This window comes from Vibrio sp. ZF 223 (assembly GCF_003050585.1).
In the GTDB taxonomy this organism is placed as follows: domain Bacteria; phylum Pseudomonadota; class Gammaproteobacteria; order Enterobacterales; family Vibrionaceae; genus Vibrio; species Vibrio crassostreae.
This window is the reverse complement of record NZ_PIGB01000014.1, coordinates 1-26,847: the sequence shown is the minus strand read 5'-3', so window position 1 is coordinate 26,847 and position 26,847 is coordinate 1. Positions and strand designations below refer to the sequence as shown.

The 26,847-nt window shown below is 45.0% G+C and carries 42 protein-coding genes and 1 pseudogene; 13 read left to right on the top strand and 30 right to left on the bottom strand.

The genetic code is table 11. The features are described from left to right. The first annotated feature begins 329 nt into the window (after window positions 1-329). The 11 genes from CWO13_RS21130 (at window position 330) to CWO13_RS21080 (ending at window position 10,290) form a co-directional block, all read left to right on the top strand. The gene (locus CWO13_RS21130; protein ID WP_107899427.1) at window positions 330-2,306 is read left to right on the top strand and encodes a bifunctional 2',3'-cyclic-nucleotide 2'-phosphodiesterase/3'-nucleotidase; all 1,977 of its coding nucleotides are present in this window, start codon (window positions 330-332) and stop codon (window positions 2,304-2,306) included. Window positions 2,307-2,591: 285 nt separating this feature from the next. Then, window positions 2,592-3,179, top strand: a complete 588-nt coding sequence (locus tag CWO13_RS21125; protein ID WP_102433642.1) for a DedA family protein — start codon at window positions 2,592-2,594, stop codon at window positions 3,177-3,179. After that, window positions 3,176-4,309 carry an ATP-grasp domain-containing protein gene (locus CWO13_RS21120; protein WP_102433641.1) on the top strand — a complete coding sequence of 378 codons (1,134 nt, stop codon included), beginning with the start codon at window positions 3,176-3,178 and terminating at the stop codon, window positions 4,307-4,309. Before CWO13_RS21125 ends, CWO13_RS21120 begins: the two co-directional genes overlap by 4 nt. A 19-nt stretch (window positions 4,310-4,328) precedes the next feature. Continuing rightward, window positions 4,329-4,871, top strand: coding sequence for a hypothetical protein (locus tag CWO13_RS21115; RefSeq protein WP_102433640.1), 543 nt, complete (start codon window positions 4,329-4,331; stop codon window positions 4,869-4,871). 2 nt (window positions 4,872-4,873) lie between these two features. Further along, the gene (locus tag CWO13_RS21110) at window positions 4,874-5,623 is read left to right on the top strand and encodes an NRDE family protein (protein ID WP_102433639.1); all 750 of its coding nucleotides are present in this window, start codon (window positions 4,874-4,876) and stop codon (window positions 5,621-5,623) included. 12 nt (window positions 5,624-5,635) lie between these two features. Next, on the top strand, window positions 5,636-6,073 hold the full coding sequence (locus tag CWO13_RS21105; protein ID WP_102433638.1) for a YHS domain-containing (seleno)protein: 438 nt from the start codon (window positions 5,636-5,638) through the stop codon (window positions 6,071-6,073). A 10-nt stretch (window positions 6,074-6,083) separates the two neighbouring features. Next, a complete protein-coding gene (locus tag CWO13_RS21100; RefSeq protein WP_055319933.1) occupies window positions 6,084-6,527 on the top strand; it encodes a hypothetical protein in 444 nt (147 codons plus the stop codon). A 12-nt stretch (window positions 6,528-6,539) separates the two neighbouring features. Beyond that, window positions 6,540-8,294 carry a lysophospholipid acyltransferase family protein gene (locus CWO13_RS21095; RefSeq protein ID WP_102433637.1) on the top strand — a complete coding sequence of 585 codons (1,755 nt, stop codon included), beginning with the start codon at window positions 6,540-6,542 and terminating at the stop codon, window positions 8,292-8,294. Window positions 8,295-8,365: 71 nt separating this feature from the next. Beyond that, complete coding sequence (locus CWO13_RS21090; protein WP_048659300.1) at window positions 8,366-8,932, top strand: Crp/Fnr family transcriptional regulator; 567 nt, start codon at window positions 8,366-8,368, stop codon at window positions 8,930-8,932. A 57-nt stretch (window positions 8,933-8,989) separates the two neighbouring features. Next, entirely contained in the window at window positions 8,990-9,442 is a 453-nt protein-coding gene (locus tag CWO13_RS21085; RefSeq protein WP_048659301.1) for a GNAT family N-acetyltransferase, read from the top strand. Next, complete coding sequence (locus CWO13_RS21080; RefSeq protein ID WP_102433636.1) at window positions 9,442-10,290, top strand: DMT family transporter; 849 nt, start codon at window positions 9,442-9,444, stop codon at window positions 10,288-10,290. Before CWO13_RS21085 ends, CWO13_RS21080 begins: the two co-directional genes overlap by 1 nt. A 43-nt stretch (window positions 10,291-10,333) precedes the next feature. On the opposite strand, the gene CWO13_RS21075 is transcribed toward CWO13_RS21080, so the two are convergent. Then, window positions 10,334-10,918, bottom strand: coding sequence for a LysM-like peptidoglycan-binding domain-containing protein (locus CWO13_RS21075; RefSeq protein ID WP_102433635.1), 585 nt, complete (start codon window positions 10,916-10,918; stop codon window positions 10,334-10,336). Window positions 10,919-11,131: 213 nt separating this feature from the next. Between CWO13_RS21075 and CWO13_RS21070 the strand changes: the two genes are divergently transcribed. Together CWO13_RS21070 and CWO13_RS21065 are read left to right on the top strand one after the other, a co-directional pair. Beyond that, window positions 11,132-11,752 (top strand): FKBP-type peptidyl-prolyl cis-trans isomerase, encoded by a 621-nt coding sequence (locus CWO13_RS21070; RefSeq protein WP_008220519.1) that lies wholly within the window; start codon window positions 11,132-11,134, stop codon window positions 11,750-11,752. Between the two features lie 134 nt (window positions 11,753-11,886). Then, complete coding sequence (locus CWO13_RS21065; RefSeq protein WP_102433634.1) at window positions 11,887-12,381, top strand: DUF2780 domain-containing protein; 495 nt, start codon at window positions 11,887-11,889, stop codon at window positions 12,379-12,381. 273 nt (window positions 12,382-12,654) lie between these two features. Here CWO13_RS21065 and rplQ read toward each other — a convergent pair whose 3' ends face one another. The 29 genes and pseudogenes from rplQ to CWO13_RS20920 all read right to left on the bottom strand — a co-directional run. Then, a complete protein-coding gene (rplQ, locus tag CWO13_RS21060) occupies window positions 12,655-13,035 on the bottom strand; it encodes a 50S ribosomal protein L17 (RefSeq protein ID WP_004729812.1) in 381 nt (126 codons plus the stop codon). 24 nt (window positions 13,036-13,059) lie between these two features. After that, on the bottom strand, window positions 13,060-14,052 hold the full coding sequence (locus tag CWO13_RS21055) for a DNA-directed RNA polymerase subunit alpha (protein ID WP_004729813.1): 993 nt from the start codon (window positions 14,050-14,052) through the stop codon (window positions 13,060-13,062). Window positions 14,053-14,074: 22 nt separating this feature from the next. Further along, window positions 14,075-14,695 (bottom strand): 30S ribosomal protein S4, encoded by a 621-nt coding sequence (gene rpsD / locus CWO13_RS21050; RefSeq protein ID WP_004738777.1) that lies wholly within the window; start codon window positions 14,693-14,695, stop codon window positions 14,075-14,077. 31 nt (window positions 14,696-14,726) lie between these two features. Further along, the gene (gene rpsK, locus CWO13_RS21045; protein WP_004738778.1) at window positions 14,727-15,116 is read right to left on the bottom strand and encodes a 30S ribosomal protein S11; all 390 of its coding nucleotides are present in this window, start codon (window positions 15,114-15,116) and stop codon (window positions 14,727-14,729) included. Window positions 15,117-15,135: 19 nt separating this feature from the next. Next, entirely contained in the window at window positions 15,136-15,492 is a 357-nt protein-coding gene (gene rpsM, locus CWO13_RS21040) for a 30S ribosomal protein S13 (protein WP_004738779.1), read from the bottom strand. A 148-nt stretch (window positions 15,493-15,640) separates the two neighbouring features. After that, on the bottom strand, window positions 15,641-15,754 hold the full coding sequence (rpmJ, locus tag CWO13_RS21035) for a 50S ribosomal protein L36 (RefSeq protein ID WP_000868186.1): 114 nt from the start codon (window positions 15,752-15,754) through the stop codon (window positions 15,641-15,643). A gap of 41 nt (window positions 15,755-15,795) precedes the next feature. Continuing rightward, window positions 15,796-17,130, bottom strand: a complete 1,335-nt coding sequence (gene secY / locus CWO13_RS21030; RefSeq protein WP_004738781.1) for a preprotein translocase subunit SecY — start codon at window positions 17,128-17,130, stop codon at window positions 15,796-15,798. 20 nt (window positions 17,131-17,150) lie between these two features. Further along, window positions 17,151-17,585, bottom strand: a complete 435-nt coding sequence (rplO, locus tag CWO13_RS21025) for a 50S ribosomal protein L15 (protein ID WP_108083449.1) — start codon at window positions 17,583-17,585, stop codon at window positions 17,151-17,153. Between the two features lie 5 nt (window positions 17,586-17,590). Next, window positions 17,591-17,767: a 50S ribosomal protein L30 gene (gene rpmD / locus CWO13_RS21020; RefSeq protein WP_004736756.1), complete on the bottom strand. Its 177-nt coding sequence runs from the start codon at window positions 17,765-17,767 to the stop codon at window positions 17,591-17,593. 7 nt (window positions 17,768-17,774) lie between these two features. After that, a complete protein-coding gene (rpsE, locus tag CWO13_RS21015; protein ID WP_017061307.1) occupies window positions 17,775-18,275 on the bottom strand; it encodes a 30S ribosomal protein S5 in 501 nt (166 codons plus the stop codon). A 14-nt stretch (window positions 18,276-18,289) separates the two neighbouring features. Continuing rightward, on the bottom strand, window positions 18,290-18,643 hold the full coding sequence (gene rplR / locus CWO13_RS21010) for a 50S ribosomal protein L18 (RefSeq protein ID WP_004738784.1): 354 nt from the start codon (window positions 18,641-18,643) through the stop codon (window positions 18,290-18,292). Window positions 18,644-18,652: 9 nt separating this feature from the next. Further along, entirely contained in the window at window positions 18,653-19,186 is a 534-nt protein-coding gene (gene rplF, locus CWO13_RS21005) for a 50S ribosomal protein L6 (RefSeq protein ID WP_017061308.1), read from the bottom strand. 10 nt (window positions 19,187-19,196) lie between these two features. Further along, window positions 19,197-19,589, bottom strand: coding sequence for a 30S ribosomal protein S8 (rpsH, locus tag CWO13_RS21000; protein ID WP_017061309.1), 393 nt, complete (start codon window positions 19,587-19,589; stop codon window positions 19,197-19,199). 29 nt (window positions 19,590-19,618) lie between these two features. Next, window positions 19,619-19,924 (bottom strand): 30S ribosomal protein S14, encoded by a 306-nt coding sequence (gene rpsN / locus CWO13_RS20995; RefSeq protein WP_004738789.1) that lies wholly within the window; start codon window positions 19,922-19,924, stop codon window positions 19,619-19,621. A gap of 16 nt (window positions 19,925-19,940) precedes the next feature. After that, window positions 19,941-20,480 (bottom strand): 50S ribosomal protein L5, encoded by a 540-nt coding sequence (gene rplE / locus CWO13_RS20990; RefSeq protein WP_004738790.1) that lies wholly within the window; start codon window positions 20,478-20,480, stop codon window positions 19,941-19,943. 24 nt (window positions 20,481-20,504) lie between these two features. After that, window positions 20,505-20,822 (bottom strand): 50S ribosomal protein L24, encoded by a 318-nt coding sequence (gene rplX / locus CWO13_RS20985; protein ID WP_004738792.1) that lies wholly within the window; start codon window positions 20,820-20,822, stop codon window positions 20,505-20,507. Window positions 20,823-20,833: 11 nt separating this feature from the next. Further along, window positions 20,834-21,205: a 50S ribosomal protein L14 gene (gene rplN, locus CWO13_RS20980; protein WP_004736740.1), complete on the bottom strand. Its 372-nt coding sequence runs from the start codon at window positions 21,203-21,205 to the stop codon at window positions 20,834-20,836. Window positions 21,206-21,367: 162 nt separating this feature from the next. Next, window positions 21,368-21,622, bottom strand: coding sequence for a 30S ribosomal protein S17 (gene rpsQ, locus CWO13_RS20975; protein WP_004736739.1), 255 nt, complete (start codon window positions 21,620-21,622; stop codon window positions 21,368-21,370). Beyond that, the gene (rpmC, locus tag CWO13_RS20970) at window positions 21,622-21,813 is read right to left on the bottom strand and encodes a 50S ribosomal protein L29 (protein ID WP_004736737.1); all 192 of its coding nucleotides are present in this window, start codon (window positions 21,811-21,813) and stop codon (window positions 21,622-21,624) included. Before rpmC ends, rpsQ begins: the two co-directional genes overlap by 1 nt. Further along, window positions 21,813-22,223: a 50S ribosomal protein L16 gene (gene rplP / locus CWO13_RS20965; protein WP_004736736.1), complete on the bottom strand. Its 411-nt coding sequence runs from the start codon at window positions 22,221-22,223 to the stop codon at window positions 21,813-21,815. The genes rpmC and rplP overlap by 1 nt, the downstream gene beginning before the upstream one ends. Before the next feature lie 11 nt (window positions 22,224-22,234). Next, window positions 22,235-22,933 carry a 30S ribosomal protein S3 gene (gene rpsC, locus CWO13_RS20960; protein WP_004736734.1) on the bottom strand — a complete coding sequence of 233 codons (699 nt, stop codon included), beginning with the start codon at window positions 22,931-22,933 and terminating at the stop codon, window positions 22,235-22,237. Between the two features lie 18 nt (window positions 22,934-22,951). After that, the gene (gene rplV, locus CWO13_RS20955; RefSeq protein ID WP_004736732.1) at window positions 22,952-23,284 is read right to left on the bottom strand and encodes a 50S ribosomal protein L22; all 333 of its coding nucleotides are present in this window, start codon (window positions 23,282-23,284) and stop codon (window positions 22,952-22,954) included. Window positions 23,285-23,294: 10 nt separating this feature from the next. After that, a complete protein-coding gene (gene rpsS / locus CWO13_RS20950) occupies window positions 23,295-23,573 on the bottom strand; it encodes a 30S ribosomal protein S19 (RefSeq protein ID WP_004736729.1) in 279 nt (92 codons plus the stop codon). A 19-nt stretch (window positions 23,574-23,592) separates the two neighbouring features. Continuing rightward, a complete protein-coding gene (gene rplB, locus CWO13_RS20945) occupies window positions 23,593-24,417 on the bottom strand; it encodes a 50S ribosomal protein L2 (RefSeq protein WP_010435149.1) in 825 nt (274 codons plus the stop codon). Window positions 24,418-24,431: 14 nt separating this feature from the next. Continuing rightward, on the bottom strand, window positions 24,432-24,734 hold the full coding sequence (rplW, locus tag CWO13_RS20940) for a 50S ribosomal protein L23 (protein WP_004736765.1): 303 nt from the start codon (window positions 24,732-24,734) through the stop codon (window positions 24,432-24,434). Next, window positions 24,731-25,333: a 50S ribosomal protein L4 gene (rplD, locus tag CWO13_RS20935; RefSeq protein ID WP_004738803.1), complete on the bottom strand. Its 603-nt coding sequence runs from the start codon at window positions 25,331-25,333 to the stop codon at window positions 24,731-24,733. Before rplD ends, rplW begins: the two co-directional genes overlap by 4 nt. Window positions 25,334-25,349: 16 nt before the next feature. Continuing rightward, on the bottom strand, window positions 25,350-25,979 hold the full coding sequence (rplC, locus tag CWO13_RS20930) for a 50S ribosomal protein L3 (RefSeq protein ID WP_004736763.1): 630 nt from the start codon (window positions 25,977-25,979) through the stop codon (window positions 25,350-25,352). 14 nt (window positions 25,980-25,993) lie between these two features. Then, the gene (gene rpsJ, locus CWO13_RS20925) at window positions 25,994-26,305 is read right to left on the bottom strand and encodes a 30S ribosomal protein S10 (protein WP_004736761.1); all 312 of its coding nucleotides are present in this window, start codon (window positions 26,303-26,305) and stop codon (window positions 25,994-25,996) included. Between the two features lie 447 nt (window positions 26,306-26,752). Next, window positions 26,753-26,847 (bottom strand): annotated as a pseudogene (locus tag CWO13_RS20920) (elongation factor Tu); the annotation flags it as partial.

The following is a 26,847-nucleotide window of genomic DNA, read 5'->3' as shown; positions in this document are numbered from 1 at the left end:
CGTGTTGAGCTATCCTTGCTATTCATCTGCCTGATACGTCCTTGATATAGGCATTATGACGAGCCTCTCATATTACTGGAAATTCTAAAATTTCATTTTTTATTCGAAAAGCTGATAAGGGATTGAATTTATCGATAAGCAAGTGAAATGAATGGACTAATATAATTGATACCAATTGCGCATCGATTGAACAGCTTTGGGAGGCGTCTTGCAGAACACCATAAAGTAATCGATCTAAGTCACGAATTAACATTCGTTGTAATCATTGTTTCATTCCATTTTGTTACATTACGCAACGAATTTTCTACTATCCACTTTGGAGCTACAAAATGAAAGTTGCAATGAAACCTTTGTCATTGGCTGTACTTGCGGGTCTTGGTTTGACTCTAGCAGGCTGTACAACAACACCAGATACCGATGAAGTGATTAAACTACGTGTCGTAGAGACAACGGACATCCATACCAACCTAATGGATTACGATTACTACAAAGACAAGCCATCGAAAAAAATCGGCTTAGCACGTACTGCAACTTTAGTAAAAGAAGCTCAAAACGAAGTAACCAACAGCGTATTAGTTGATAACGGTGACTTGCTGCAAGGTAGCCCAATGGGTGATTACATGGCAGACAAAGGCATCGTTGCAGGTGAAGTTCACCCTGCATACAAAGCAATGAACCAACTAAGCTACGATGCAGCAAACATCGGTAATCACGAATTCAACTACGGTCTTGAGTTCCTAGAAGAGTCTATCAACGACGCTGATTTCCCATACATCAGTGCTAACGTTTACGACGCAGAAACGAAAGAGCACTACTTCACGCCTTACATCATCAAGACACACACGTTTGAAGATACAGCTGGCGTAGTGCATGAGATCAAAGTGGGTTACATCGGTTTCGTTCCACCACAAATCATGACGTGGGATAAGAAGAACCTTGAAGGTAAAGTTACTGCTCGCGACATCATTGAAACTGCTAACGAGTTAGTGCCTCAAATGAAGGCTGAAGGTGCAGACGTTATCGTTGCGATCCCTCACTCTGGCGTATCTCAAGACCCATACAAAGCAGGCGAAGAAAACTCTACGCTTTACCTTTCTGAAGTAGAAGGCATTGATGCTATCGCATTCGGTCACTCTCACGCGGTATTCCCTGGTAAAGGCTTCGACAACATCCAAGGTGTTGATAACGAAAACGGCACCATGAACGGTGTTGCGGCAGTCATGCCAGGCCGTTGGGGTAGCCACGTAGGTGTTATGGACCTAACACTGGCACAAAAAGACGGTAAGTGGGAAGTGGTTAAAGGCCAATCAGAAGCACGCCCTATCTACGACAAGATCGAGAAGAAGTCGCTTGCTGCTGCAGATGAAGGCATCGTAACAGCACTAGAAAAAGACCACGCAGGTACTCGTGAGTTTGTTAACCAGCCAATTGGTAAAGCAGACGATGTGATGTACAGCTTCCTGTCTCTAGTACAAGACGATCCAACAGTACAGATTGTTAACCTTGCACAGAAAGATTACGTTGAGCAATTCATCCAAGGTGACCCAGACCTAGATGGCACGCCAGTACTTTCAGCAGCTGCACCGTTCAAAGCGGGCGGCCGTAAGAATGACCCAGCAAACTTCACTGAAGTTGAATCTGGTCAACTGACATTCCGTAACGCAGCTGACTTGTACCTTTACCCGAACACGCTAGTTGCGATGAAGGTAACCGGTCACGAAGTAAAAGAGTGGCTTGAGTGTTCTGCTGGTCAATTCAACCAGATCGACGTGAACTCAACAGCACCACAACAACTGATCGAGTGGGATAACTTCCGTACTTACAACTTCGATGTTATCGACGGTGTTGATTACCAAATCGACGTAACTCAACCTGCGAAATACGATGCAAACTGTAAAGTCGTTAACCCTGACTCACAGCGTATTGTTGGCCTAACTTACCAAGGTAAGCCAATCGACATGAAGCAAGACTTCTTGATCGCGACCAACAACTACCGTGCATACAGTGCTAAGTTCCCAGGTACAGGTGAAGATTTCATCGCATTTGATGCACCAGATGAGAACCGTACTGTGCTTGCAAACTACATCTCTCGCGTAAGTAAAGAGCAAGGCCAAGTAAGCCCAACGGCTGACAACAACTGGTCATTCGCACCAATCAAAACAGATAAAAAGCTAGATATCCGCTTTGAAACGTCGCCAAGTGAGAAAGCGGCACAGTTCATCAAAGAGAAGGGTCAATACCCAATGAAACGTGTAGCGACTGACGATGTTGGTTTCGGCGTTTACCAAATTGACCTAACTAAATAGATTACTCTAGTAATCAATAGGTAACCTTTTAAAAGGCTGAGTTTAACAACTCAGCCTTTTTCTTTTCTTATCTAAATTCACAGTCTAAAGCCTTAACTTTCGAACCTTAAACACCTGCTCATTCTTCATCTAAATCGCACACCTCAAATCATCTATTAAATCAAATCAACGTAAAAAAGAAGCAATTCACTGTAAGTTTTTCTGAGCTCCTCCTGTCTATTTAATTTACTACACTCAATGAATGGCCAATAAGCCATTCATCTATAGGATAGATAAGGACATTTGATGGGCACCGTCGAGAGCATTCAAGCATGGTTAAATTCAGGGGAGGAGTCGCTGCTATGGCTGATGCTTGGCATTGTCGCGCTTTCTTACCTACTTGAAGATCTGGCCATCGTTACTGCGGCAGGTTTAGCGACTCAAGGGCTCATCCCACCTCAATATGCGTTACTTGCGATTTTTATCGGCATTGCCACAGGTGATCTTGGCCTCTATTACCTTGGGAAATCAGGCCGTTATTTCCGAGGCGTTCGTTACAAAGCCCTCACCAACCGATACTTTCTAGCGCTTCGCACCAAATTACGTCAAAACGCATTCAGCAGTCTTTTTGTCATCCGCTTTATACCGGGGCTTCGTACCGTTGGTTTTACCTTAAGTGGTTTTTTCGCCATACCACTGCCTACTTTCTTGTTTGCCGTTATTAGCGCAACAGCGATCTGGACTGGCGCTGTCTTCTCTACCATCTACTATTTAGGGACATCAGCGTGGCTGCAAGCCTCTGAATATCAATGGATCGTCATCCCGTGTGCCATCGCTTTGCTGCTAATCGGCAATCGATTAATGAATAAAACCTACTCTAGAGGATTATCATGAGTTCACCGCAAGATATTCACATCATTCCAGCACATCAAATTAATGCCGGCATGCCCCTGCTTGAAAAAGATACCGTGCGCAGTGTCTCTCCTTATGAATTTCTTCCGACGTGGTTCTTCTACACTCCAGTAGTGATTCAAAGCCTGATGCAAGGGTTACGGCACTGTGATTGGGCGCTACCACTCATCGCCAACCCGAGCATTAAACTCAGTGGTATGGTCGGCGAATCGAAACACGAGATACTGAGCCTTGCCGGATCGTCGAGCAAGCGTTGGATCTCTCCATTTATCACTTTAACCAAAACCGATCTTAGTAGTAAGAAACAAGCTGAAGATGCACGCAGCGCACTCATACAATCAGATCTTGATTTCCCTATCGTGGCAAAGCCGGATCTTGGCTGTCGAGGTGTTGGCGTAAAGCTGATCAACAACCAAGATCAACTTGAGCAATATATTGAATCTTTCCCAAATCATGCTCGCTTTCTTCTGCAAGAAAAGGCGCCTTATCAAGCCGAGGCTGGTGTTTTCTATATTCGTTACCCGAACAGAAAACAAGGCGAGATCATCTCGATCACTCTCAAATATTCGCCAATGGTGATTGGAGATGGAACCTCGACACTCAAACAGTTAATCGAGAACAGTCCGCGTGCAGGACAGCTCAGTCACCTATACCTGCCGAGGCATGAAGATAAGTTGGCTCAAGTGCTCGCAGAGGGCGAAGAGTTCCAACTTGCGTTCGCGGGTAGCCATAGCCGTGGCTGTATCTTCCGAGACGGCAATCAATACATTACTCAAGCTTTAACCGAACGTTTAGATGAGATATTCGACGACTTCGACGGTTTTCATTTTGGTCGACTCGACGTCAAGTTTAAGGACATGCACAGCCTAATGAGAGGTGAGGATTTCACGATCCTTGAGGTCAATGGTGCAAGCAGTGAAGCTGGGCACATCTGGGATCGCAACACACCACTGCGAGAGATATTTTCCACACTACTTCTTCAATACCGCATTCTTTTTGATATTGGCGCTCAACAGAAACAAAGAGGCCATCAACCTCCTTCTTTTAAGAGCCTGTTTAACGCGTGGCAAGAAGAGCGACGTCTTGTTCAACAATATCCGACCACCGATTAACTTTGTACGAGGATCATGAATGAACCCCACAGCCCAACCGAGCGCCCTCACTTCTTTCTCTCCTAGTATCAAGGGAGCGGTAGAAATATTGAATCAGGGTTTAGAGTTTCTATTAGCGATTTCTGACAGCGACTATCTGACACGAGCGAAGCCGCACGTCACAAGCTCTATTGGTGAGCACACTCGCCACACGCTCGATCTTTTTCATGCGCTGATTTTAAAAGAGAACGCGACCGTTGATTACAACACTCGTCGCCGTGGTCATCCGGTCGAATACGATCGTTCAATCGCAGTAAAAGAGATCCACTATGTGATCAACTGGCTTGAACGATTAGACCGCAACGATCTCGAAGCGCCTATCATGATCCAAACCGAGGTTTCGATGGATGTTCAAGTATTTGCAAGCCTACCTTCTACGCTAGAAAGAGAAGTGACTTTTGCGGCGCTGCATGCCAATCATCATTACGCGATGATCAAGGTGATCACCACCTTCCTAGACATTGAAACCTGCAACACCTTTGGTTATGCCCCAACCACCAGTAGCTATCTGAGGGAGCAATAACTATGTGTTCAGTATCTTGGTTGCTTGAAGAAAATGGCTATCAGGTCTTTTTTAATCGTGATGAGCAAAAGACCCGAGCATTAGCAATGCCACCTAAGCAGTACCGAGTTAACGGTGTCGATATCATCATGCCACTCGACCCAACTGGCGGTGGTAGCTGGATAAGCATTAATGAGTTCGGGCTTTCGCTATGCCTACTCAATAACTATCAAGGCCTTGTTCCAGTTGGTCCTTTGGTCAGCCGTGGTTTGTTACTTAAGAACCTATCCTCAAGTCGTAATATCAGTCAGCTCTCTGAAGCGTTTCATAAGCTCGACCTCCACTCTTTTGCCCCGTTTACCTTGCTGGCTTTCGCACCGAACCTAACTCAACACAATGGTTTGGTGATTGCCTACATGTGGGATGGCATTCAACAGAAAATAGTGGAAACCGACTCACCACTGTTCTCATCCGGGGTTGATTTAGAGCGAGTGCAAGCTTACCGACAAGCAAAATACGATCAGCTTATGGCAACAGGTAAGAATCAACAGAGCTTACTCAAGTTTCATTCTCACCATCACAGTGAACAGCCCCATTTAGCAACCTGTATGCATCGTGAAGATGCACACACAGTCAGCTTTACCCATTTACGTAATCTGCACGGTCAAGCCTCTATATTTTATGCACCCGGCTCACCTTGCGAACCAATAAACCCATGCCAGATAAATCAACAGCGCTTTACCTTCGATTTGTCACCCGCAATCAATCTATAGATGGAGTCCATCATGAGAAAACTAATCACCATGGTCATGCTACTTGTTAGCCCGTACGTATTTGCTGCCGATGAAATCTATACCGGCTTCTTTAGCAGTAAGGCACTCGATGGCTACGATACCGTCGCATACTTCACTTCTGGAAAGCCTGTTGAAGGGAGCAAGAAGTTCAGCACAGAGTACAAAGGCGCGGACTGGTATTTCTCTTCTGAAAAGAATCTGACTTTATTTGTTAATAATCCTGAAAAATATGCCCCTCAATATGGTGGTTATTGCGCATGGGCCGTTTCTGCCAAAAACGACTTCGCACCAGGCGATCCACAGTACTGGACCATAGTTGATGACAAACTTTATCTTAACTACGACCAAGAGATTCAAGCCACTTGGGAGCAAGACCGTGCACAGCATATTCAACAAGCCGATAAAGCTTGGCCGCAGCTGATTAAGTAAGGGAATAACCATGACATTCACTCCTGCTAAACATCTCCCAGCAGCATTTATCGCTTTTGTGTTTATTCAGTCGCTGTTCTTTAAGTTCACCGGCTCGTACGAGACAGAGCATATCTTTGGCACGCTAGCAACATGGTCAGGCTTAAGCTGGTTCGGTTCGTTTGGCGGCTACTTGATTGGATTCGCTGAATTAATAGCGGCCATTCTACTATTCACTCGTTGGCATGGCCTTGGCGCCATTATGAGTGTGGGGATCATGAGTGGCGCAATATTCTTCCACCTATTTACGCCATTAGGTATTCAAATGCCTGAGTTCAATGCAGCGGGTGAAATTGTCGGTTACGACGGCGGGTTATTGTTTGGCATGGCATGCCTAGTTTGGTTATGCGGTGCGTTTTTAAGTGTGAAAGATTTCAAGAATCAAGACGGTTTCCTAAACAACTTTAGTCAATAAGGTAGCTTCATTATGATTGATAGTCCTTTTCGTTTACCACGTTACACGCCTTTTGGTTTAGGTGAGTCTGTTGTCGAGTGGGCAACTGGGCTATCTAAGCTAGATCGACTCTACCAAGATCGAAAAAACGAGTTATCTAGCTTTGAATTCATGAATTACACCCTATCGGCGCTCAATATCGACTACTCGGTTGCATCGGGAAGCACGGAATACATCCCGGAAGAAGGACCAGTCGTGATTGTGGCGAACCACCCACTTGGCGCCATTGAAGGTGTGATCCTTGCTGATCTCGTAGGATCGGTAAGAAAGGATGTGAAAGTATTAGCGAATGAGTTACTCAAGCGACTGCCTGAACTGGATGACCTTTTCATAGGTGTTGATGTCTTTAATAGTAAAGAATCGAAGCGCACCAATGCCAAAGCCATTCGTGATGCCAATCGTCACCTAGCCGACGGCGGGCTATTGATCGTGTTCCCTGCAGGGGAAGTCTCAAGTTACCGCAAAGGGGCTAAAACACTAACTGATATCGAATGGAGCAAATCAGTCGCGAAGTTCGTCAAACGTCATCAAGCCACTACGGTTCCTATCTTTATCAATGGAAAAAACAGTGAGCTTTTCTACCAAGCGGGTCGTGTACATCCACTGTTGAGAACCGCTCTACTCGGGCGTGAACTTCTTAATAAACAAGCGACAACTATCTCTATCTCGATTGGCTCATCGATTCCGTATTCAGAGATAAAATCATTTGAAAAAGAGATGGATATCGTCAACTACCTACGACTTAATACCTACCTAATGAGTCAACAAGATAGTACGAATACACCAATCCACGCGCCCTCTTTCGATACTCAAGTGATAGCGCCAATATCACCAGAAGTATTGGCAATAGAGGTAGGCTCACTCCCTGAAGAGATGAAGCTGCTCGAACAAGGCGACTTCGAGGTCTACTGCACGCCAAGCCAATCTATTCCAAACTTAATGCGTGAGATTGGTCGAGTCAGAGAAGAGAGCTTCCGTGAAGTTGGAGAAGGCAGTGGGCTTGCTTGTGATTTAGATGAGTACGACCTTTACTACCACCAACTGTTTGTGTGGAACAAAACTAAGGCAGAATTGGTCGGCGCTTATCGACTGGGTATGGTCGACAAGTTAATCGCAGAGCACGGGTTGGACCAACTCTATTCCCGCAGTCTGTTTAACTATAACCAAGAGTTTATCGATACGTTAGACAACAGCATTGAACTTGGCCGTTCTGTCGTGAGCAAGCCTTACCAAAAGAGCCTTAACTCACTGTTATTGCTATGGAAAGGTATCGCAACCTTTGTGTCTCGTCATCCTCAATACACCCACCTATTTGGCCCGGTCAGTATCAGTAATGATTACAGCCACAATGCACGCCTGTTGATCGCGACCACTTTATCAATTCACCACTACGATGAAGAAAAAGCGAATCTGGTTTCCCCTTCTTCACCACTCAATACCAGTAGTCATGTGTTCTGGCAAAATCATCTATTGTCGTCACTGGCGAGTGTGCCCCTACTTTCAAAAGTATTAGCACGGATGGAACAAGGAAAAGGCTTACCGGTATTATTGCGCCAATACCTAGGGATGAACGGGAAACTGGTTTGCTTTAACGTCGACCCATCATTTAATGATGCCTTAGATGGTTTGATTGTCGTGAACCTTAAGAAGGTACCTTTGAAGACCTTAGGTAAATACATGGGTAGAGAACTCGCTCAAAACTACCTAGAGCAACACGCTCGACGCTGATTTAGCCCGAACTGTACCTACACTCAAATAAGTGCGATGATTTCGGCACTTATTTGGGTTAGGTTATTTTCATGCACACCTCTTTTATCGAACAACTGCAAAGCTTCGACTTCTCAGAAAGTCAGATTGAATCTCTAGTCGCTGTCGCCAAGCCACTTGAGCTACCGACCAGACACATCCTTATTAACCAAGGTGAGATGGCTGGCTCAATCTACTTCGTACTTGAAGGCTTGTGCCATGCTTGCTACCTCACTGATGATGGTAAGCAATACAGCAAAGAGTTCTACTGGGAACAAGATTGGATCATCGGTTTTGAGAGTCTGATAAAAAACCAAGCTTCCCCGTATCTGCTTGAAACACTAACACCCATCACAATGTTAGAACTGCCAATGAATGCGGTAATCGAGTGGCGTGCATCGAATAACCCTTTGTATTTAAAGCTGTTAGAAACACAACTGATGCATAAGGAAAACAAAGAACGCTTCATGCTGCTTTATACCCCTGAGCAACGTTACCAGCTTTTCTGCGAACACTATCCAGACCTTGAACAGCGCCTCAACGACAATCAAATTGCCGCTTATTTAGGAATAACCGCGATAAGCTTGAGCAGAATTAAAGGTCGAATTAACAATAGTTAATGCCAACATTCATCGCGCATAGTACATTCAGAGCATCGATAATCTCTGGACGTAAACATGATCACTTGGCACTCAATTCCTTTCTCTGAACTTTCAACACATCAGCTTTATCAACTACTTAAACTGCGAGTAGATGTATTTGTGGTTGAGCAAACCTGCCCTTATCCAGAACTTGACGGTAAAGACACACTCGCTGGTGTTCACCACCTTCTTGGTTACGCAGATGAGGAGTTAGTGGCGTGTGCGCGATTGTTGCCGCCAGGCACGAGTTATGACAACACCAGCATCGGCCGAGTGGCAACTAAGCAATCAGCAAGAGGCGATGGTTTAGGGCATCAATTGATCAAAGAGGCGTTAGCACACTGTGAGTCTCTTTGGCCGAGTACGACTATTGATATTGGGGCGCAGCAGCACCTAGAGAAGTTCTATGCGAGCCACGGCTTCAAGACCATCTCGCATATGTACCTCGAAGATGACATTCCTCATGTAGATATGAGATTAGAAAAATAATGACGAATATCACTGCCGGTATTCTATTGTTGGTTGCAGGTAATTTGTTTGCCTCGCTTTCCGATGTAGCAGTAAAGCTATTGAATGGCGAGGTACCGCCTCTTCAATATATTTTTTTCCGACAGTTGATATCTCTTCTGATCATCACCCCACTGTGGTTACAGCAGAAAAAAGAACAACGACGCTTACAGCAAGCCAAAGTAACCTTCATTCGAGGTCAATTAATTCTAATTGGTAGTGGGTGTATGCTGGTCGCGATCACTCACTTGTCTTTGGCAACCGCCAACGCTGTATTTTATGTCGCGCCTTTATTGATGTTGCCGCTCTCTATGTTGTTATTGAAAGAGCAACCAGCACTCGGCAAGGTCATCGCCACGACCATAGGTTTCATCGGTGCCCTTATTGTCTTAAGGCCATCACAATTTCATTGGGCAGCACTGTTTGCTTTGGGTACAGCGCTGACACTCGCACTATTCAATGTATTGGTACGAAAACTCCCTAGTGAGCAATCTGTAGTCACGACACTGTGGTGGACAACCTTATTCTCTATTCCTGCATCATTTATACTGTGCTTCTTATACTGGCAACCTGTGTCTGTCGAGCACTTGGGGTACATAGCACTAAGTGCAACGTTAATCTTAAGCTATAACGGCCTTGCGGTTTCTGCCTACCAAAAAGCACACTCAAGCCAAATCGCCTTGGCAGAATATTCAGGCTTGGTGTTTGTCGCGCTAATTGGCGCCATTTGGTTCGATGAGATTCCAGATACATTAACCTTTATCGGTATTATGCTGATCATCTTGCCACTCGCCCCTTTCAAGCGACCAAAAAAAAGAGCCAATGCTTAGCTCTTTTCTATCATGCTGTTGAGTTCATAACTCAAGCAGGCACTTATTTACTACGGCCAAAGCCGCCATCAGACAAGCGGAAGAACATCACCGAAGTGTTGCCTTTTTCTAACTGAAGAATGTCTAGCTGCCCGGTCTCGGCCAGTTTGAATCGAACTAACTGGCCTTTACGAATCTGACTTAGTGGTTTGTCTGAGCCTTCAATACGCACTAGCGCATTCAAGTCTGACAACGGTAAGTCGTTGTTTCGAAAAACCTGTGCTAACGTATCCCCTTGCTTTACGAGGTACTCCTGCCAGTTGTTGTTGCTCGTTTCTGATGAACTGCTCTTGGCATTTTGCTGTTCGCTTAAGCCAACGGTGTTTATCTCTAGCTCAACGCGCGATGTTGTTGGTGCAACGTCTACTTTAGGTTCTGGTAGCGGCACAAAAAGTAATATCAGTACGATCGGAGAAATAACCATCAACAGTCTTTGGTGTAACTTCGGCAATGAGCCCCAAGTTTGCGCTGTCGAGGTTTTCATTTTCTTCACATCGATCGAACTCAATTTCTCTTTGACCTGATTCAGTCGATCCTTGAATTCTGCTAAGTGGTCAACTTTCTGTTTTTTCTTTTGACGACGATTCATACCACTGCGTCCTATACATTGAATAACTACAGTATAAAAACCAAAGTACCAACAGTATAGATCTTTCCGTCACAACAAGGCTCAAAGCGAGAAAATTGACATGGCTGTGATTTGGGCACGGTAAAGCGCAAGTGATCAGAGGCTAGCCGTTTCTTCACGCTGCTAATACTGGTATTCTTACCCTTTTCGTACTGACAAAAAGAGTGACTTTTCATGTCTGAAGTAAAATTTGAAACTGTAGAGCAAAAAGCTAGCTACGGTATCGGTCTACAAATGGGCCAACAACTTGCTGGTTCTGGTCTTGAAGGCCTAAACGTTGACGCAATCGCTGCTGGTATCGCAACAGCTCTAGTTGGCGACATGCCAGCTATCGAAGTTGACGAAATCAACAACGCACTACAAGAGCTACACACTCGTGGTGAAGCTGCACGTCAAGAACTAGCTAAAGCTGCTGCTGCTGACGGCGAAGCTTTCCTAGCTGACAACGCTCTTCGTTCAGAAGTAACGGTTCTTGAGTCTGGTCTTCAGTACGAAGTACTAACTGAAGGTACTGGCGAAATCCCAACTGCAGACAAGCAAGTACGTGTTCACTACCACGGCGAACTAACTGACGGTACTGTTTTCGACAGCTCTGTATCTCGCGGTCAACCTGCTGAGTTCCCAGTAACTGGCGTAATTCAAGGTTGGGTACAAGCTCTACAAATGATGCCTGTTGGTTCTAAGTGGAAGCTATACATCCCTCAAGATCTAGCATACGGTGAGCGTGGCGCAGGTGCTGCAATCCCACCATTTGCTGCTCTAGTATTTGAAGTAGAACTTCTAGCAATTCTTTAATTTTTATAAAAACCTATAGTAAAACAAAATACTATAGGCAAATAAAATTGAAATAATCCAACGGCGATGTGACTACATCGCCGTTTTTCGTTTATAGTGAAAGAGTAAATTACTTTATTACTTAAGGACGAATAATGAAGAAAGTACTCATCACAGTTTTAAGCAGCCTTGCTGTTGTCTCTTGCGCTAGCACTAGTGACTCTGAACAAACCAGTTCATCATCAGATACTAACTATTCCCAACTATCCCAAACTGCACTAATGGCAGCAGTGAATATGTGGTCTCAACAAAACGAAACAACGCCGCTTGCAGATACCGTTGCCGACCAAGCTTCTGTTACCAGCGATCAAGCTATTGGCGGTATCGGTTCAATGTTGGCTCTTGCTCAAAACTCTCTTGGCACTGCTGACAACAAAGAACTTACAACGCTGATTCCTGGCATGTCGACTCTTGAGTCTACGGGGCTATCAACACTACTAAACTCACAAGGCGGAGTTGAAAGTGCCTTTTCTAGTTTAGGTATGGATCCATCGATGGTATCAACGTTTGCACCAATCATTCTGCAAACACTGCAATCTCAAGGCGCAACAAGCGGCTTGATGGATTCACTTGCAGCTATATGGCAATAACCGTTAGTTATTAATAACTAGCTTAAGAATTTGATAAGGGCACTTCGGTGCTCTTTTTTATGCGTGGAAGAAAAGATATTTGAGATGAGATGAGATGAGATGAGATGAGATGAGATGAGATGAGATGAGATGAGATATTGTTGAAAAATGGAGCAGATAAGACAAGCAAAAATGCCAAACATCATGGTGCAATTTCTATTATCTATTCCTTATTCGACAGATACAAAAAAGCCGAGCTAATGCTCGGCTTTTGTATTAAGAATCTAGTATAGATTACTCAGCAGCTTCTTCAGCAGCTGGGCGGTCTACAAGCTCAATGTAAGCCATTGGAGCTTTATCACCAGTACGGAAACCACATTTAAGAATGCGAGTGTAACCACCTTGGCGAGCCGCGAAACGCGGGCCTAGTTCATTAAATAGTTTTGCTACAACTTCGTTATCACGAGTGCGAGCAAATGCAAGACGACGGTTAGCAACACTGTCTGTCTTAGCTAGGGTAATCAATGGCTCAATTACGCGACGTAGTTCTTTTGCTTTAGGCACGGTAGTTTTAATAACTTCGTGACGAACAAGAGAGCTAGCCATGTTGCTGAACATCGCTTTGCGATGACTGCTGTTGCGGTTGAGTTGACGACCACTTTTACGATGGCGCATGACCTAATCCTTCTAACTTTTCGATTAATCTTCAGCGATTGACGCTGGTGGCCAGTTTTCTAGACGCATGCCTAGAGAAAGACCACGTGAAGCAAGCACATCTTTAATCTCTGTAAGAGATTTCTTACCAAGGTTTGGCGTTTTAAGTAGCTCAACCTCAGTGCGCTGTACAAGATCACCGATGTAGTGAATCGCTTCTGCTTTCAAACAGTTAGCAGAGCGAACTGTTAGTTCAAGATCGTCTACAGGACGTAGTAGGATAGGATCGAATTCTGGCTTCTCTTCCTTCTCCTCAGGTACACGTACATCACGAAGATCTACGAACGCATCCAATTGTTCAGCTAAAATAGTAGCTGCACGACGGATTGCTTCCTCAGGTTCTAGAGTACCGTTCGTTTCCATATCGATAACAAGCTTGTCTAGATCAGTACGTTGCTCTACACGTGCCGCTTCTACAGCGTAAGCGATTTTATCAACCGGGCTGTAAGTAGCGTCAACTAGTAGACGACCGATAGGACGCTCATCTTCTTCAGTATGGATACGAGCTGAAGCTGGAACGTAACCACGACCACGTTCTACTTTGATACGCATAGCGATCTCAGCATTGTCATCCGTTAGGTGACAAATTACGTGCTCAGGGTTAGCGATCTCTACATCACCATCGTGGGTGATGTCACCTGCAACAACAGGGCCTGAGCCTGATTTGTTCAGTGTAATAAACACTTCATCTTTGCCTTCAGCAACGCGTACAGCCAAACCTTTAAGGTTTAGAAGGATTTCCAGGATATCTTCCTGAACGCCTTCTTTAGTGCTGTATTCGTGTAGCACACCTTCAATTTCAACTTCTGTTACGGCACAACCCGGCATAGAAGATAGAAGAATGCGGCGAAGAGCATTACCTAGAGTGTGGCCGAAACCGCGCTCTAATGGCTCAAGAGTTACTTTCGCGTGTGTCGTATTGATCTGTTCAATGTCAACAAGACGCGGCTTAAGAAATTCTGTTACAGAACCCTGCATTGTGTCCTCTCTTTTTTTAACCTTACTTAGAGTAAAGTTCGACGATCAAGTGTTCATTGATGTCAGCTGATAGGTCAGAACGCTCAGGCATACGCTTGAATGTACCTTCCATTTTGCCAGCATCTACTTCAATCCAAGTTGGCTTTTCACGTTGTTCAGCAACTTCTAGAGCCGCTTTAATACGAGATTGCTGTTTAGCTTTCTCGCGGATAGAAACAACGTCGTTTGCCGCTACTTTGAAAGAAGGAACGTTTACAACTTTACCGTTAACTAGGATAGACTTGTGGCTAACTAGTTGACGAGATTCAGCACGAGTAGCGCCAAAGCCCATACGGTAAACTACGTTATCAAGACGACCTTCAAGAAGCTGAAGCAGGTTTGCACCTGTGTTGCCTTTAAGACGTGCAGCTTCTTTGTAGTAGTTGCGGAATTGTTTTTCTAGAACGCCGTAGATACGACGAACTTTTTGCTTCTCACGAAGCTGAACGCCATACTCAGATAGACGACCGCGACGAGCGCCGTGTACACCTGGTGCGTTATCAATTTTACACTTGGTATCGATCGCACGGACACCAGACTTAAGGAATAAGTCAGTACCTTCGCGACGGCTAAGCTTCAGCTTAGGACCCAAATATCTTGCCATGATCTTTCTCCAATATTCCTAGAAACGAAACTTAAACGCGACGTTTCTTAGGTGGACGACAACCGTTATGAGGGATTGGTGTCGCATCAACAATGTTAGTGATACGGAAACCAGCAGCGTTCAGTGCACGAACAGTAGATTCGCGACCTGGACCTGGACCCTTAACCATAACTTCCAAGTTCTTTAGGCCATATTCTTTAGCCATTTCACCACAACGCTCAGCTGCAACTTGTGCTGCGAACGGAGTAGATTTACGAGAACCACGGAAACCTGAACCACCTGCTGTAGCCCATGCAAGAGCGTTGCCTTGACGGTCAGTGATAGTTACGATTGTGTTGTTGAAAGAAGCATGAATGTGCGCTACGCCATCAGCTACTTGCTTGCGTACGCGCTTACGCGCGCGAGTTGGTTGTTTTGCCATTGTACTCTACCTTATCCGACTATTTCTTGATCGGCTTGCGCGGACCCTTACGGGTGCGAGCGTTGGTTTTAGTACGCTGTCCACGTAGTGGTAGACTGCGACGATGACGAAGACCGCGGTAACAGCCAAGGTCCATAAGACGCTTGATGTTCATCGATACTTCACGACGTAGATCACCTTCTACAGTGTACTTAGCTACACCATCACGCAGTTGATCGATCTGCTCTTCAGTTAGTTCACTGATCTTAGCATCTTCAGCAATACCCACTTCAGCTAGAATAGCTTGAGAGCGAGTTTTACCGATACCGTAGATTGCAGTAAGTGCAATTACAGAATGCTTATGATCAGGAATGTTAATGCCGGCTATACGGGCCATTATTCACTCCTAAGGGGTTCATAAAAGAATTATCCGCAGCAAAGCCCGTTATGGATACGCTGCGGCATACTACTTCTTTTGCACGCAAAAGGTAGGCCGAGGAATATACTCGACTCTACCTTGTATTTCAAGTAAAAATTTCTGCTAATTAGCCTTGGCGTTGCTTATGCTTTGGCTCACTGCAAATCACGCGAACGACACCGTTACGCTTGATAACTTTACAGTTACGGCAGATTTTTTTAACGGAAGCACGAACTTTCATTGCTAAACTCCGTAAATGGAATCGAAATAATTACCACCGAATTAACGGCCGTAACCTTTCAGATTCGCTTTCTTTAACACAGAATCATACTGTTGTGACATCAGATGAGTCTGTACCTGTGCCATGAAATCCATGATAACTACCACTACGATTAGTAGTGATGTGCCGCCGAAGTAGAAACGAACGTTCCACGCGACCATCATGAACTCAGGAATCAGACATATAAAAGTAATGTATAGAGCGCCCGCAAGGGTTAGTCTAGTCATCACTTTATCGATATATTTCGCTGTCTGCTCACCTGGGCGGATACCGGGTACGAATGCACCAGACTTCTTCAAGTTATCAGCTGTTTCACGTGGGTTAAACACCAACGCTGTATAGAAGAAACAGAAGAAGATTATAGCTGCTGCATAAAGCATTACATACAAAGGTTGACCTGGGCTAAGAGCTAATGACACGTCAGTTAACCAACCGAACGCGCTGCTTTCACCATTTTGACCAAACCACTGTGCTAATGTTCCTGGGAACAAAATAATACTCGATGCAAAAATCGCTGGAATAACACCTGCCATATTAATCTTAAGAGGCAAGTGAGAGCTTTGTGCTGCAAAAACTTTACGACCTTGTTGACGTTTCGCATAGTTAACGACGATACGACGTTGACCACGCTCCATGAAAACTACGAAGTAAATAACAGCAAAAGACAATACAGCAATCAACAGCAGAAGAAGCACATGCAATTCACCTTGACGCGCTTGCTCGATTGTTTGACCGATTGCAGAAGGCAATCCAGCAACAATACCTGCAAAAATCAGAATGGAAATACCATTACCGATTCCTCGCTCAGTGATTTGTTCACCTAACCACATTAAGAACATGGTACCAGTTACTAAACTCACGGTAGCAATAAGCGTAAACATGGTTTGGTTGATAACAACCAGATTGTCGACCATGTTTGGTAAGCCTGTTGCGATACCAATAGCTTGGAATGTTGCAAGTACAAGCGTGCCGTAGCGTGTATATTGGCTTATCTTACGACGGCCTGCTTCACCCTCTTTCTTGAGTTCCGCTAACGCTGGATGAACTACAGTTAGCAATTGGACTACGATCGATGCCGAAATGTACGGCATGATACCCAATGCTAATATAGATGCACGCTCAAGAGCACCACCGGAGAACATGTTAAACATTTCAACGATGGTACCTTTTTGCTGATCGAACAAATCGGCAAGTACAGCTGCGTCAATACCAGGGATCGGCACAAAAGAGCCGGCTCGGAATACTAAAAGTGCACCAATTACGAATAATAAGCGCGACTTTAGTTCACTTAAGCCGCTCTGAGCACTACGAAAATCTTGTCCTGGTTTCTTAGCCATCTGTACCTCGTTCCTCGAGATTATTCCTCGATTTTACCGCCTGCAGCTTCGATTGCAGCTTTAGCGCCTTTAGTCACGCGTAGACCTTTAACAATCACAGCTTTGCTTAGGTCACCAGAAAGAACGATCTTAACAAATTCGATGTTCTTAGTGATAACGTTAGCAGCTTTAAGGCTGTTAAGATCAACTACGTCACCTGTTACTTTCGCTAGCTCAGCTAGACGAACTTCAGCAGACACTAGGCTCTTACGAGAAGTGAAACCGAATTTAGGTAGACGTTGTTTTAGAGGCATTTGACCGCCTTCAAAACCTGGACGAACAGAGCCGCCAGAACGTGACTTTTGACCTTTGTGACCGCGGCCACCTGTTTTACCAAGGCCAGAACCGATACCACGACCTACACGCTTCTTAGAAGGTTTAGAGCCAGCAGCCGGTGATAGAGTATTCAAACGCATTCTGATTACTCCTCAATCTTAACCATGTAGTAAACCTTGTTGATCATACCGCGTACGCACGGAGTATCTTCAAGTTCTACTGTATGGTTGATGCGACGAAGACCTAGACCTTTAAGACACGCTTTGTGCTTAGGTAGGCGACCAATTGAGCTTTTAGTTTGAGTTACTTTAATAGTTGCCATCGTGTGCTTACTCCGAAATAGATTCAACAGTTAGACCACGTTTAGCAGCAACCATTTCTGGTGACTTAACGTCTACTAGAGCACCAATCGTTGCACGAACGATGTTGATCGGGTTCGTTGAACCGTATGCTTTAGAAAGTACGTTATGTACGCCCGCAACTTCAAGTACAGCACGCATTGCACCACCGGCAATAACACCTGTACCTTCTGCAGCTGGCTGCATGTAAACTTTAGAGCCCGAATGACGACCTTTCACCGGGTGGTGAAGAGTGCCTTCGTTAAGCGATACTGTAACCATGTTACGGCGCGCTTTTTCCATTGCTTTTTGAATCGCAGCAGGTACTTCACGAGCTTTGCCGTAACCGAAACCTACGCGACCGTTACCGTCACCAACTACTGTTAGTGCAGTAAAGCTCATGATTCGACCACCTTTAACCGTCTTAGATACACGGTTAACTGCGATCAGCTTTTCTTGCAAATCATTAGCTTGTTGTTGTTCTTTAGCCATCTTCCAACCCTACCTTAGAATTTCAGACCAGCTTCGCGAGCAGATTCTGCTAGCGCCGCTACTCGACCGTGGTATTGGAAACCAGAACGATCAAATGCAACTGAAGCTACGCCTTTTTCAAGAGCGCGCTCAGCAACAGCTTTACCAACTGCTTTAGCTGCATCAACGTTACCAGTGTTCTTAACTTGCTCACGGATCGCTTTTTCTACAGTAGAAGCAGCTGCGATAACCTCAGAGCCGTTTGCCGCGATAACTTGTGCGTAAACATGGCGAGGAGTACGGTGTACTACCAGGCGAGTTGCACCAAGTTCTGCAATCTTACGACGTGCACGTGTAGCACGACGGATGCGAGATGCTTTCTTATCCATAGTGATACCTTACTTCTTCTTAGCTTCTTTAGTACGCACATTTTCATCTGCGTAACGAACACCTTTGCCTTTGTAAGGCTCAGGAGCACGGTAAGAACGAATGTCAGCCGCAACTTGACCTACTACTTGCTTATCGCAACCAGTAATGATGATCTCAGTTTGGCTAGGGCACTCAGCTTTAATACCTTCAGGTAGAGCGTGCTCTACTGGGTGAGAAAAACCAAGAGTTAGAGCTACAGAGTTGCCTTTCATAGCAGCACGGTAACCAACACCCTTAAGAGTTAGCTTCTTAGTGAAGCCCTCAGTAACACCCATAACCATGTTATTAACTAGAGCGCGAGCTGTACCAGCTTGTGCCCATGCGTTAGTAACACCTTCTTTCGGACCGAAAGTTAGGTTGGTTTCTTCCTGTGCAATAACTACGGCGCTGTTAAGAACGCGAGTAAGCTCACCTTTGCTACCTTTTACAGTAACTTCTTGGCCGTTTAGTTTCACCTCTACGCCAGCTGGAATAGCGACAGGTGCTTTAGCAACACGAGACATAATCTACTCCTTAAGCTACGTAACAGATGATTTCACCGCCAAGACCTGCTTTACGAGCAGCACGGTCAGACATCAGACCCTTGGAAGTAGAAACAACTGCAATACCAAGACCACCCATCACTGTAGGTAAAGAGTCTTTATTTTTATAAACTCTTAGACCAGGACGTGATACACGCTTGATTTGCTCGATTACAGGTTTAGCTTGGAAGTACTTAAGAGTAACTTCTAGCTCAGGTTTTGCTTCGCTGTTAACAGCGAAGTCTACGATGTAACCTTCAGCTTTAAGTAATGCAGCAATTGCAACTTTAAGCTTTGAAGAAGGCATTTTTACAGCAACTTTGTTTGCTGCCTGACCGTTACGAACTCGGGTCAGCATATCCGAAATCGGATCTTGCATGCTCATAAGATTTACTCCAAATGATTAAGTGGCAATTACCAGCTAGCCTTACGAAGACCCGGAATCTCGCCTTTCATGCAAGCTTCACGAACCTTAATGCGGCTTAGACCGAATTTACGTAGGTAACCGTGTGGACGACCAGTTTGGTTGCAACGGTTGCGCTGACGTGATGCACTTGAATCACGTGGAAGAGATTGCAGTTTAAGAACCGCATTCCAACGATCTTCTTCAGATGCGTTTACATCGCTAATGATAACTTTTAGCGCAGAACGCTTTTCAGCGAACTTAGCTACTAGTTTTGCACGTTTAGCTTCACGTGCTTTCATTGATTGTTTAGCCATAACAGTAACCCTACCCTTACTTACGGAATGGGAAGTTAAAGGCAGCCAGCAGAGCTCGGCCTTCCTCATCGGAACCCGCAGAAGTCGTGATAGTAATATCAAGACCGCGGACACGATCGACTTTATCGTAGTCGATTTCCGGAAAGATGATTTGCTCGCGAACGCCCATGCTGTAGTTACCGCGACCGTCAAAAGACTTAGCGCTAACACCACGGAAATCACGTACACGTGGAAGTGCGATAGAGATTAAACGCTCTAAAAATTCCCACATGCGCTCACCACGCAAGGTTACTTTACAACCAATTGGGTAGCCTTCACGAATTTTGAAACCAGCTACAGATTTACGCGCTTTAGTGATAAGTGGCTTTTGACCAGAGATCGTTGCCATATCAGCTGCTGCGTTTTCTAGCAGTTTCTTATCGTTGATTGCTTCACCAACGCCCATGTTTAGGGTGATTTTCTCAATCCTAGGGACTTGCATGACGCTTGTGTAGCTGAACTCTTTGGTAAGCTCAGCGACTACAGACGACTTGTAGTAATCATGCAGTTTCGCCATAGTAGAACTCCAAATTACTTCTAATTAGTTAGAAACAGTTTCGCCGTTAGATTTGAAGAAACGAACTTTCTTGCCATCTTCGATACGGAAACCGATACGGTCTGCTTTACCAGTAGCCGCGTTAAAAACAGCAACGTTAGAAGCATCAATAGCTGCTTCTTGTTCAACGATGCCACCTTGTTGACCTAGAGCCGGAACCGGCTTTTGGTGTTTCTTAACAAGGTTGATGCCTTCAACGATAACTTTACCAGTTGTCAGAACCTTAGTTACTTTACCTTTCTTGCCTTTATCTTTACCAGCAAGAATGATTACTTCGTCATTACGACGGATTTTAGCTGCCATATTGCCGCTCCTTACAGAACTTCAGGTGCTAGTGATACAATCTTCATGAATTTCGCGTTACGAAGTTCACGAGTCACAGGACCAAAGATACGTGTGCCGACTGGTTGCTCAGTAGTGTCATTTAACAATACACAAGCATTACTGTCGAAGCGAATGACAGAACCGTCTGGGCGACGAACGCCTTTACGGGTGCGCACTACTACCGCCTTCAGAACATCACCTTTTTTTACTTTACCGCGAGGAATCGCTTCCTTCACTGTAACCTTGATGACGTCACCGATATGTGCATAACGGCGGTGAGAGCCACCCAGAACCTTAATACACATTACCTTGCGCGCGCCAGAGTTATCTGCTGCGTCAAGTGTACTTTGCATCTGGATCATTGTTAGTGCTCCGCTAAATATTAAAACTAGACCCTCTCGGGTCGGGCTGCCTCTTTAAAAGGGACGCGAATTGTACCACCCTTTTTTTAAATTGGGTAGACAAAAAACAAGCGGCTCCAAAAAATTATTTGGAGCCGCTTATAAGTTATAGAATTACAAAGATTAAATCTTCGCTTTTTCTAGAACTTTAACCAATGTCCAAGACTTAGTCTTAGACAGAGGACGACACTCAGCGATTTCAACTTTGTCGCCTAGGCCACAAGTGTTGTCTTCGTCGTGTGCGTGTACTTTAGTCGTGCGTTTGATGAACTTACCGTAAATTGGGTGTTTTACAGTGCGTTCAATAGCAACAACGATAGACTTGTCCATCTTGTCGCTTACTACACGGCCTTGCTGGATGCGGTTAGTTTCGCTCATTATGCGCCTGCCTTTTCAGTCAAAACAGTTTTCACACGTGCGATGTCACGGCGTACAGCTTTTAGAGTATGAGTTTGCTGTAGTTGACCAGTTGCAGCTTGCATGCGCAAGTTGAACTGTTCACGTAGCAAATTCAATAGCTCAGCGTTAAGCTCTTCAACGTTCTTTTCGCGTAGATCTTGTGCTTTCATCACATCACCTGCTTAGTTACAAAAGTAGTTTTAACAGGCAGTTTACGTGCCGCTAGGCGGAACGCTTCACGTGCCAACTCTTCAGGTACGCCATTCATCTCGTACATAACTTTGCCTGGTTGGATTTGAGCAACCCAGTACGCAACTGAACCTTTACCTTTACCTTGACGAACTTCAAGAGGCTTTTCAGTAATCGGCTTGTCTGGGAATACACGGATCCAGATTTGACCTTGACGCTTAATGTGACGTGTCATAGCACGACGTGCCGCTTCGATTTGACGTGCAGTCAGACGACCACGGCCAACAGCTTTAAGACCGAATTCGCCGAAGCTTACTTCAGTACCTTTAGCTAGACCACGGTTACGACCAGTCATAACCTTGCGGAACTTAGTACGTTTTGGTTGTAGCATCGTTCGACTCCTTACTTACGGCCTTTACGCTGCTTCTTAGGCTTATCGCCTTTTGGCTCTACTGCGTTAGCAGCTGGCATACCGCCTAGAATCTCACCTTTGAAGATCCAAACTTTAATGCCGATCACACCGTATTGAGTGTGAGCCGAAGAAGTTGCGTAATCAATGTCTGCACGTAGAGTGTGTAGAGGCACACGGCCTTCACGGTACCACTCAGAACGTGCGATTTCAGCACCGCCAAGACGGCCGCCTACTTGTACTTTGATGCCTTTAGCGCCTAGACGCATAGCATTTTGTACCGCACGCTTCATTGCACGACGGAACATAACACGACGCTCTAGTTGAGACGCGATGCTATCAGCTACAAGCTGACCATCTAGCTCAGGCTTACGTACTTCAGCGATGTTAATTTGCGCTGGTACACCTGCGATTTTAGCTACAGCTGCGCGTAGCTTCTCTACGTCTTCACCTTTCTTACCGATAACAACGCCAGGACGAGCAGTGTGAATAGTCACACGGATGCTCTTAGCTGGACGCTCGATAACGATACGAGATAATGATGCTTTTTGTAGTTCCTTTGTAAGGAACTGACGTACCTTGAAGTCGCCGTCTAGGTTGTCAGCGAATTCGTTGGTATTAGCAAACCATGTAGCATTCCAAGGCTTAACGATGCCAAGACGAATACCATTAGGATGTACTTTCTGACCCATTGCTTACTCTCCTAGTCTTTAGCGATCTGCTACAACAATAGTGATGTGGCTTGAACGCTTCAAGATACGATCCGCACGACCTTTAGCACGAGGCATAATACGCTTCATGATAGGGCCCTCATCTACGAAGATTTTTGCGACATTTAGATCGTCGATATCTGCACCTTCGTTATGTTCCGCGTTAGCGATAGCTGACTCAAGAACCTTCTTAACTAATACAGCAGCTTTTTTGTTGCTGAAAGTTAGAATTTCTAGAGCTTGGTCTACCGACTTACCGCGAATTTGGTCTGCAACTAAGCGAGCTTTCTGTGGAGAAATACGAGCAAAGTTATGTTTAGCTAAAGCTTCCATCATCTACTCCTTATTTCTTCTTAGCTTTCTTATCTGCAGCATGACCGCGATAAGTACGAGTTGGTGCAAATTCGCCCAGTTTGTGACCGATCATTTCTTCGGTAACGAAAACTGGAACGTGCTGACGACCATTATGGACAGCGATGGTCAAACCAATCATTGTTGGGATGATCATTGAGCGACGGGACCAAGTCTTAATAGGCTTTTTGTCTCCGCTTTCCACCGCTTTCTCTACCTTCTTCAGCAAGTGTAGGTCAATAAAAGGACCTTTCTTGAGAGAACGTGGCATGGCGATTCCTCTTTATAAATTATTTAGTGCGACGACGTACGATGTACTTGTCAGTGCGCTTGTTCTTACGAGTCTTGAAGCCCTTAGTAGGAACGCCCCAAGGAGAAACTGGGTGACGACCACCAGATGTGCGGCCTTCACCACCACCATGTGGGTGATCCACCGGGTTCATTACTACACCACGTACGGTTGGACGTACGCCGCGCCAGCGTGAAGCACCAGCTTTACCAAGTTCACGTAGCATATGCTCAGAGTTACCAACTTCACCGATCGTTGCACGACCTTCAGAAAGTACTTTGCGCATCTCACCAGAACGTAGACGGATAGTTACGTATGCACCATCGCGAGCGATGATTTGAGCATAAGCACCAGCCGAACGAGCTAGTTGAGCACCTTTACCAGGCTTAAGTTCAACACAGTGTACAGTAGAACCTACTGGGATGTTGCGCATCGGCAGAGTGTTACCTGCTTTGATTGCAGCATCTACGCCAGATTGAATCTGGTCGCCTGCGTTAACACCTTTAGGTGCAATGATGTAACGACGCTCACCGTCTGCGTACAGAACTAGAGCGATGTTAGCACTACGGTTTGGATCGTATTCTAGACGCTCAACTTTCGCTGGGATGCCATCTTTAGTACGTTTGAAGTCAATTACACGGTAATGGTGCTTATGACCACCACCGATGTGACGTACTGTAATACGACCGTTGTTGTTACGACCACCGTTCTTAGAGTTTTTCTCTAGAAGTGGTGCGTATGGCTTACCCTTGTGTAGGTCAGCGTTAACAACTTTAACGACGTGACGACGACCAGGGGAAGTCGGCTTACATTTAACAATAGCCATTTTTACTACTCCTGTTATTCCGCGCCGCCAACGAAGTCAAGATCTTGACCTTCTTTCAAAGTAACGTAGGCTTTTTTCACGTCTGAACGACGGCCTTCACGCATACCTTGACGTTTGGTCTTACCCTTTAATACAAGAGTATTTACAGACTTAACTTCAACTTCAAATAGCTTTTCTACAGCTGCTTTGATCTCTTTCTTAGTTGCATCTTTAGCTACTTTGAAAACGATAGTGTTCGCTTTCTCAGCTGCCATAGTTGCTTTTTCAGAGATGTGCGGAGCACGTAGAACTTTTAAGATACGCTCTTCAGTGATCATGCTAGCATCTCCTCAACTTGCTTAACTGCGTCAGCAGTCATTAGAACCTTGTCGAAAGCGATTAGTGATACTGGATCAACACCAGCAACATCACGTGCATCTACTTTGTATAGGTTACGAGCAGCTAAGAATAGATTTTCATCTACTTCGCCAGTCACAATCAGAACGTCGCTTAGCTCAAGCTCTTTAAGCTTAGCTACAAGTTCTTTTGTTTTTGGTGCTTCTACAGAGAAGTTATCAACAACGATTAAACGCTCTTGACGAACTAGCTCAGAAAGAATGCTCTTCATAGCACCGCGGTACATTTTTTTGTTTACTTTTTGGCTGTGATCTTGTGGTTTCGCAGCAAAAGTAACACCACCTGTACGCCAGATTGGGCTACGAATTGTACCAGCACGTGCGCGGCCAGTACCTTTTTGACGCCATGGCTTAGCGCCACCGCCAGATACTTCAGAACGAGTCTTTTGAGCACGAGTACCTTGACGAGCACCTGCTGCATATGCAACAACTACTTGGTGTACAAGAGCTTCGTTGAAGTCACGTCCGAAAGTAGTCTCGGAAACAGTTAGTGCATCAGCACCTTTAACCATCAATTCCATTACTTACTCCTAGACGTTATGCTTTAACAGCAGGTTTTACGATCACGTTTCCGCCTGTTGAGCCCGGTACTGCACCTTTAATAAGGAGTAGATTGCGCTCAGCGTCAACACGTACGATCTCTAGGTTTTGAGTCGTTACACGCTCAGCACCCATGTGACCTGCCATTTTCTTGCCTTTAAACACGCGGCCTGGAGTTTGACATTGGCCAATTGAACCCGGTGCGCGGTGAGACAAAGAGTTACCGTGAGTCATATCTTGAGTAGAGAAGTTCCAACGCTTGATAGCGCCTTGGAAGCCTTTACCTTTAGATGTACCAGTAACGTCTACTTTTTTAATTTCGTTGAAAAGTTCTACGTTTAGCTCAGCGCCAACTTCAAACTCTTCGCCGTTTTCTAAACGGAATTCCCAAAGACCGCGACCTGCTTCTACACCCGCTTTCGCGAAGTGACCAGCTTCAGGTTTAGTTACACGGTTAGCTTTCTTAGCACCAGTAGTTACTTGGATTGCTGCGTAGCCGTCTGTCTCAAGAGTTTTAACTTGAGAAATACGGTTCGCTTCAACCTCAACAACAGTTACTGGGATAGAAACGCCTTCTTCAGTAAATACGCGGGTCATACCCACTTTACGTCCGACTAGACCAATCATTATTCTTATCTCCCTTAACCTAGGCTGATTTGAACATCAACGCCAGCTGCAAGATCAAGACGCATTAGAGCATCAACAGTTTTATCTGTTGGCTCAACGATGTCGATCAAACGCTTGTGAGTACGGATTTCGTACTGATCACGTGCATCTTTGTTGACGTGTGGAGAGGTAAGAACAGTGAAACGCTCTTTACGAGTAGGAAGTGGAATAGGACCACGAACCTGTGCGCCAGTACGTTTTGCTGTTTCAACGATTTCCGCAGTTGAAGCATCGATTAGCTTGTAATCAAACGCTTTAAGGCGGATACGAATACGTTGGTTCTGCATGAGACAGAGCTCCAATTATTAAAAATTACACAAACAATATCGCCACTCAAACCCGATAAAACGAGAGAATGCCGATTGATTTATGTGAAACCGTAGCATCCAAAATTAGGACGCATTGTCAGTTAACTTTTGAAGCAAACAAAAAGTTCACTATTTTTATTAACCGCGAACATAAGCTGAGTATACATTACTAGGTAAGACCTACTCCTCAGTGCTCATTGGTTCACAACCAGCGTTAGCCAGTGCGATGCATTATACAGATCACACTTTAGTATGCAAGTAGTGTTGGAAAAATAATCGGAATTTATTGGAAGTTGGTTTTGTATCGAGAGAGAAGAAGATAGATGGAAGGTGATATTTCTTTAGAGAAAACAAAAGGGAAGCCGAAGCTCCCCTTTTTCAGATGCGTGCTCTTCTAATGAAGAGTGTGCAAAAATCTAAATGCTATTAAGCGAAGATTTTAGCTACAACACCAGCACCAACTGTACGGCCACCTTCGCGGATTGCGAAACGTAGACCTTCGTCCATTGCGATTGGAGCGA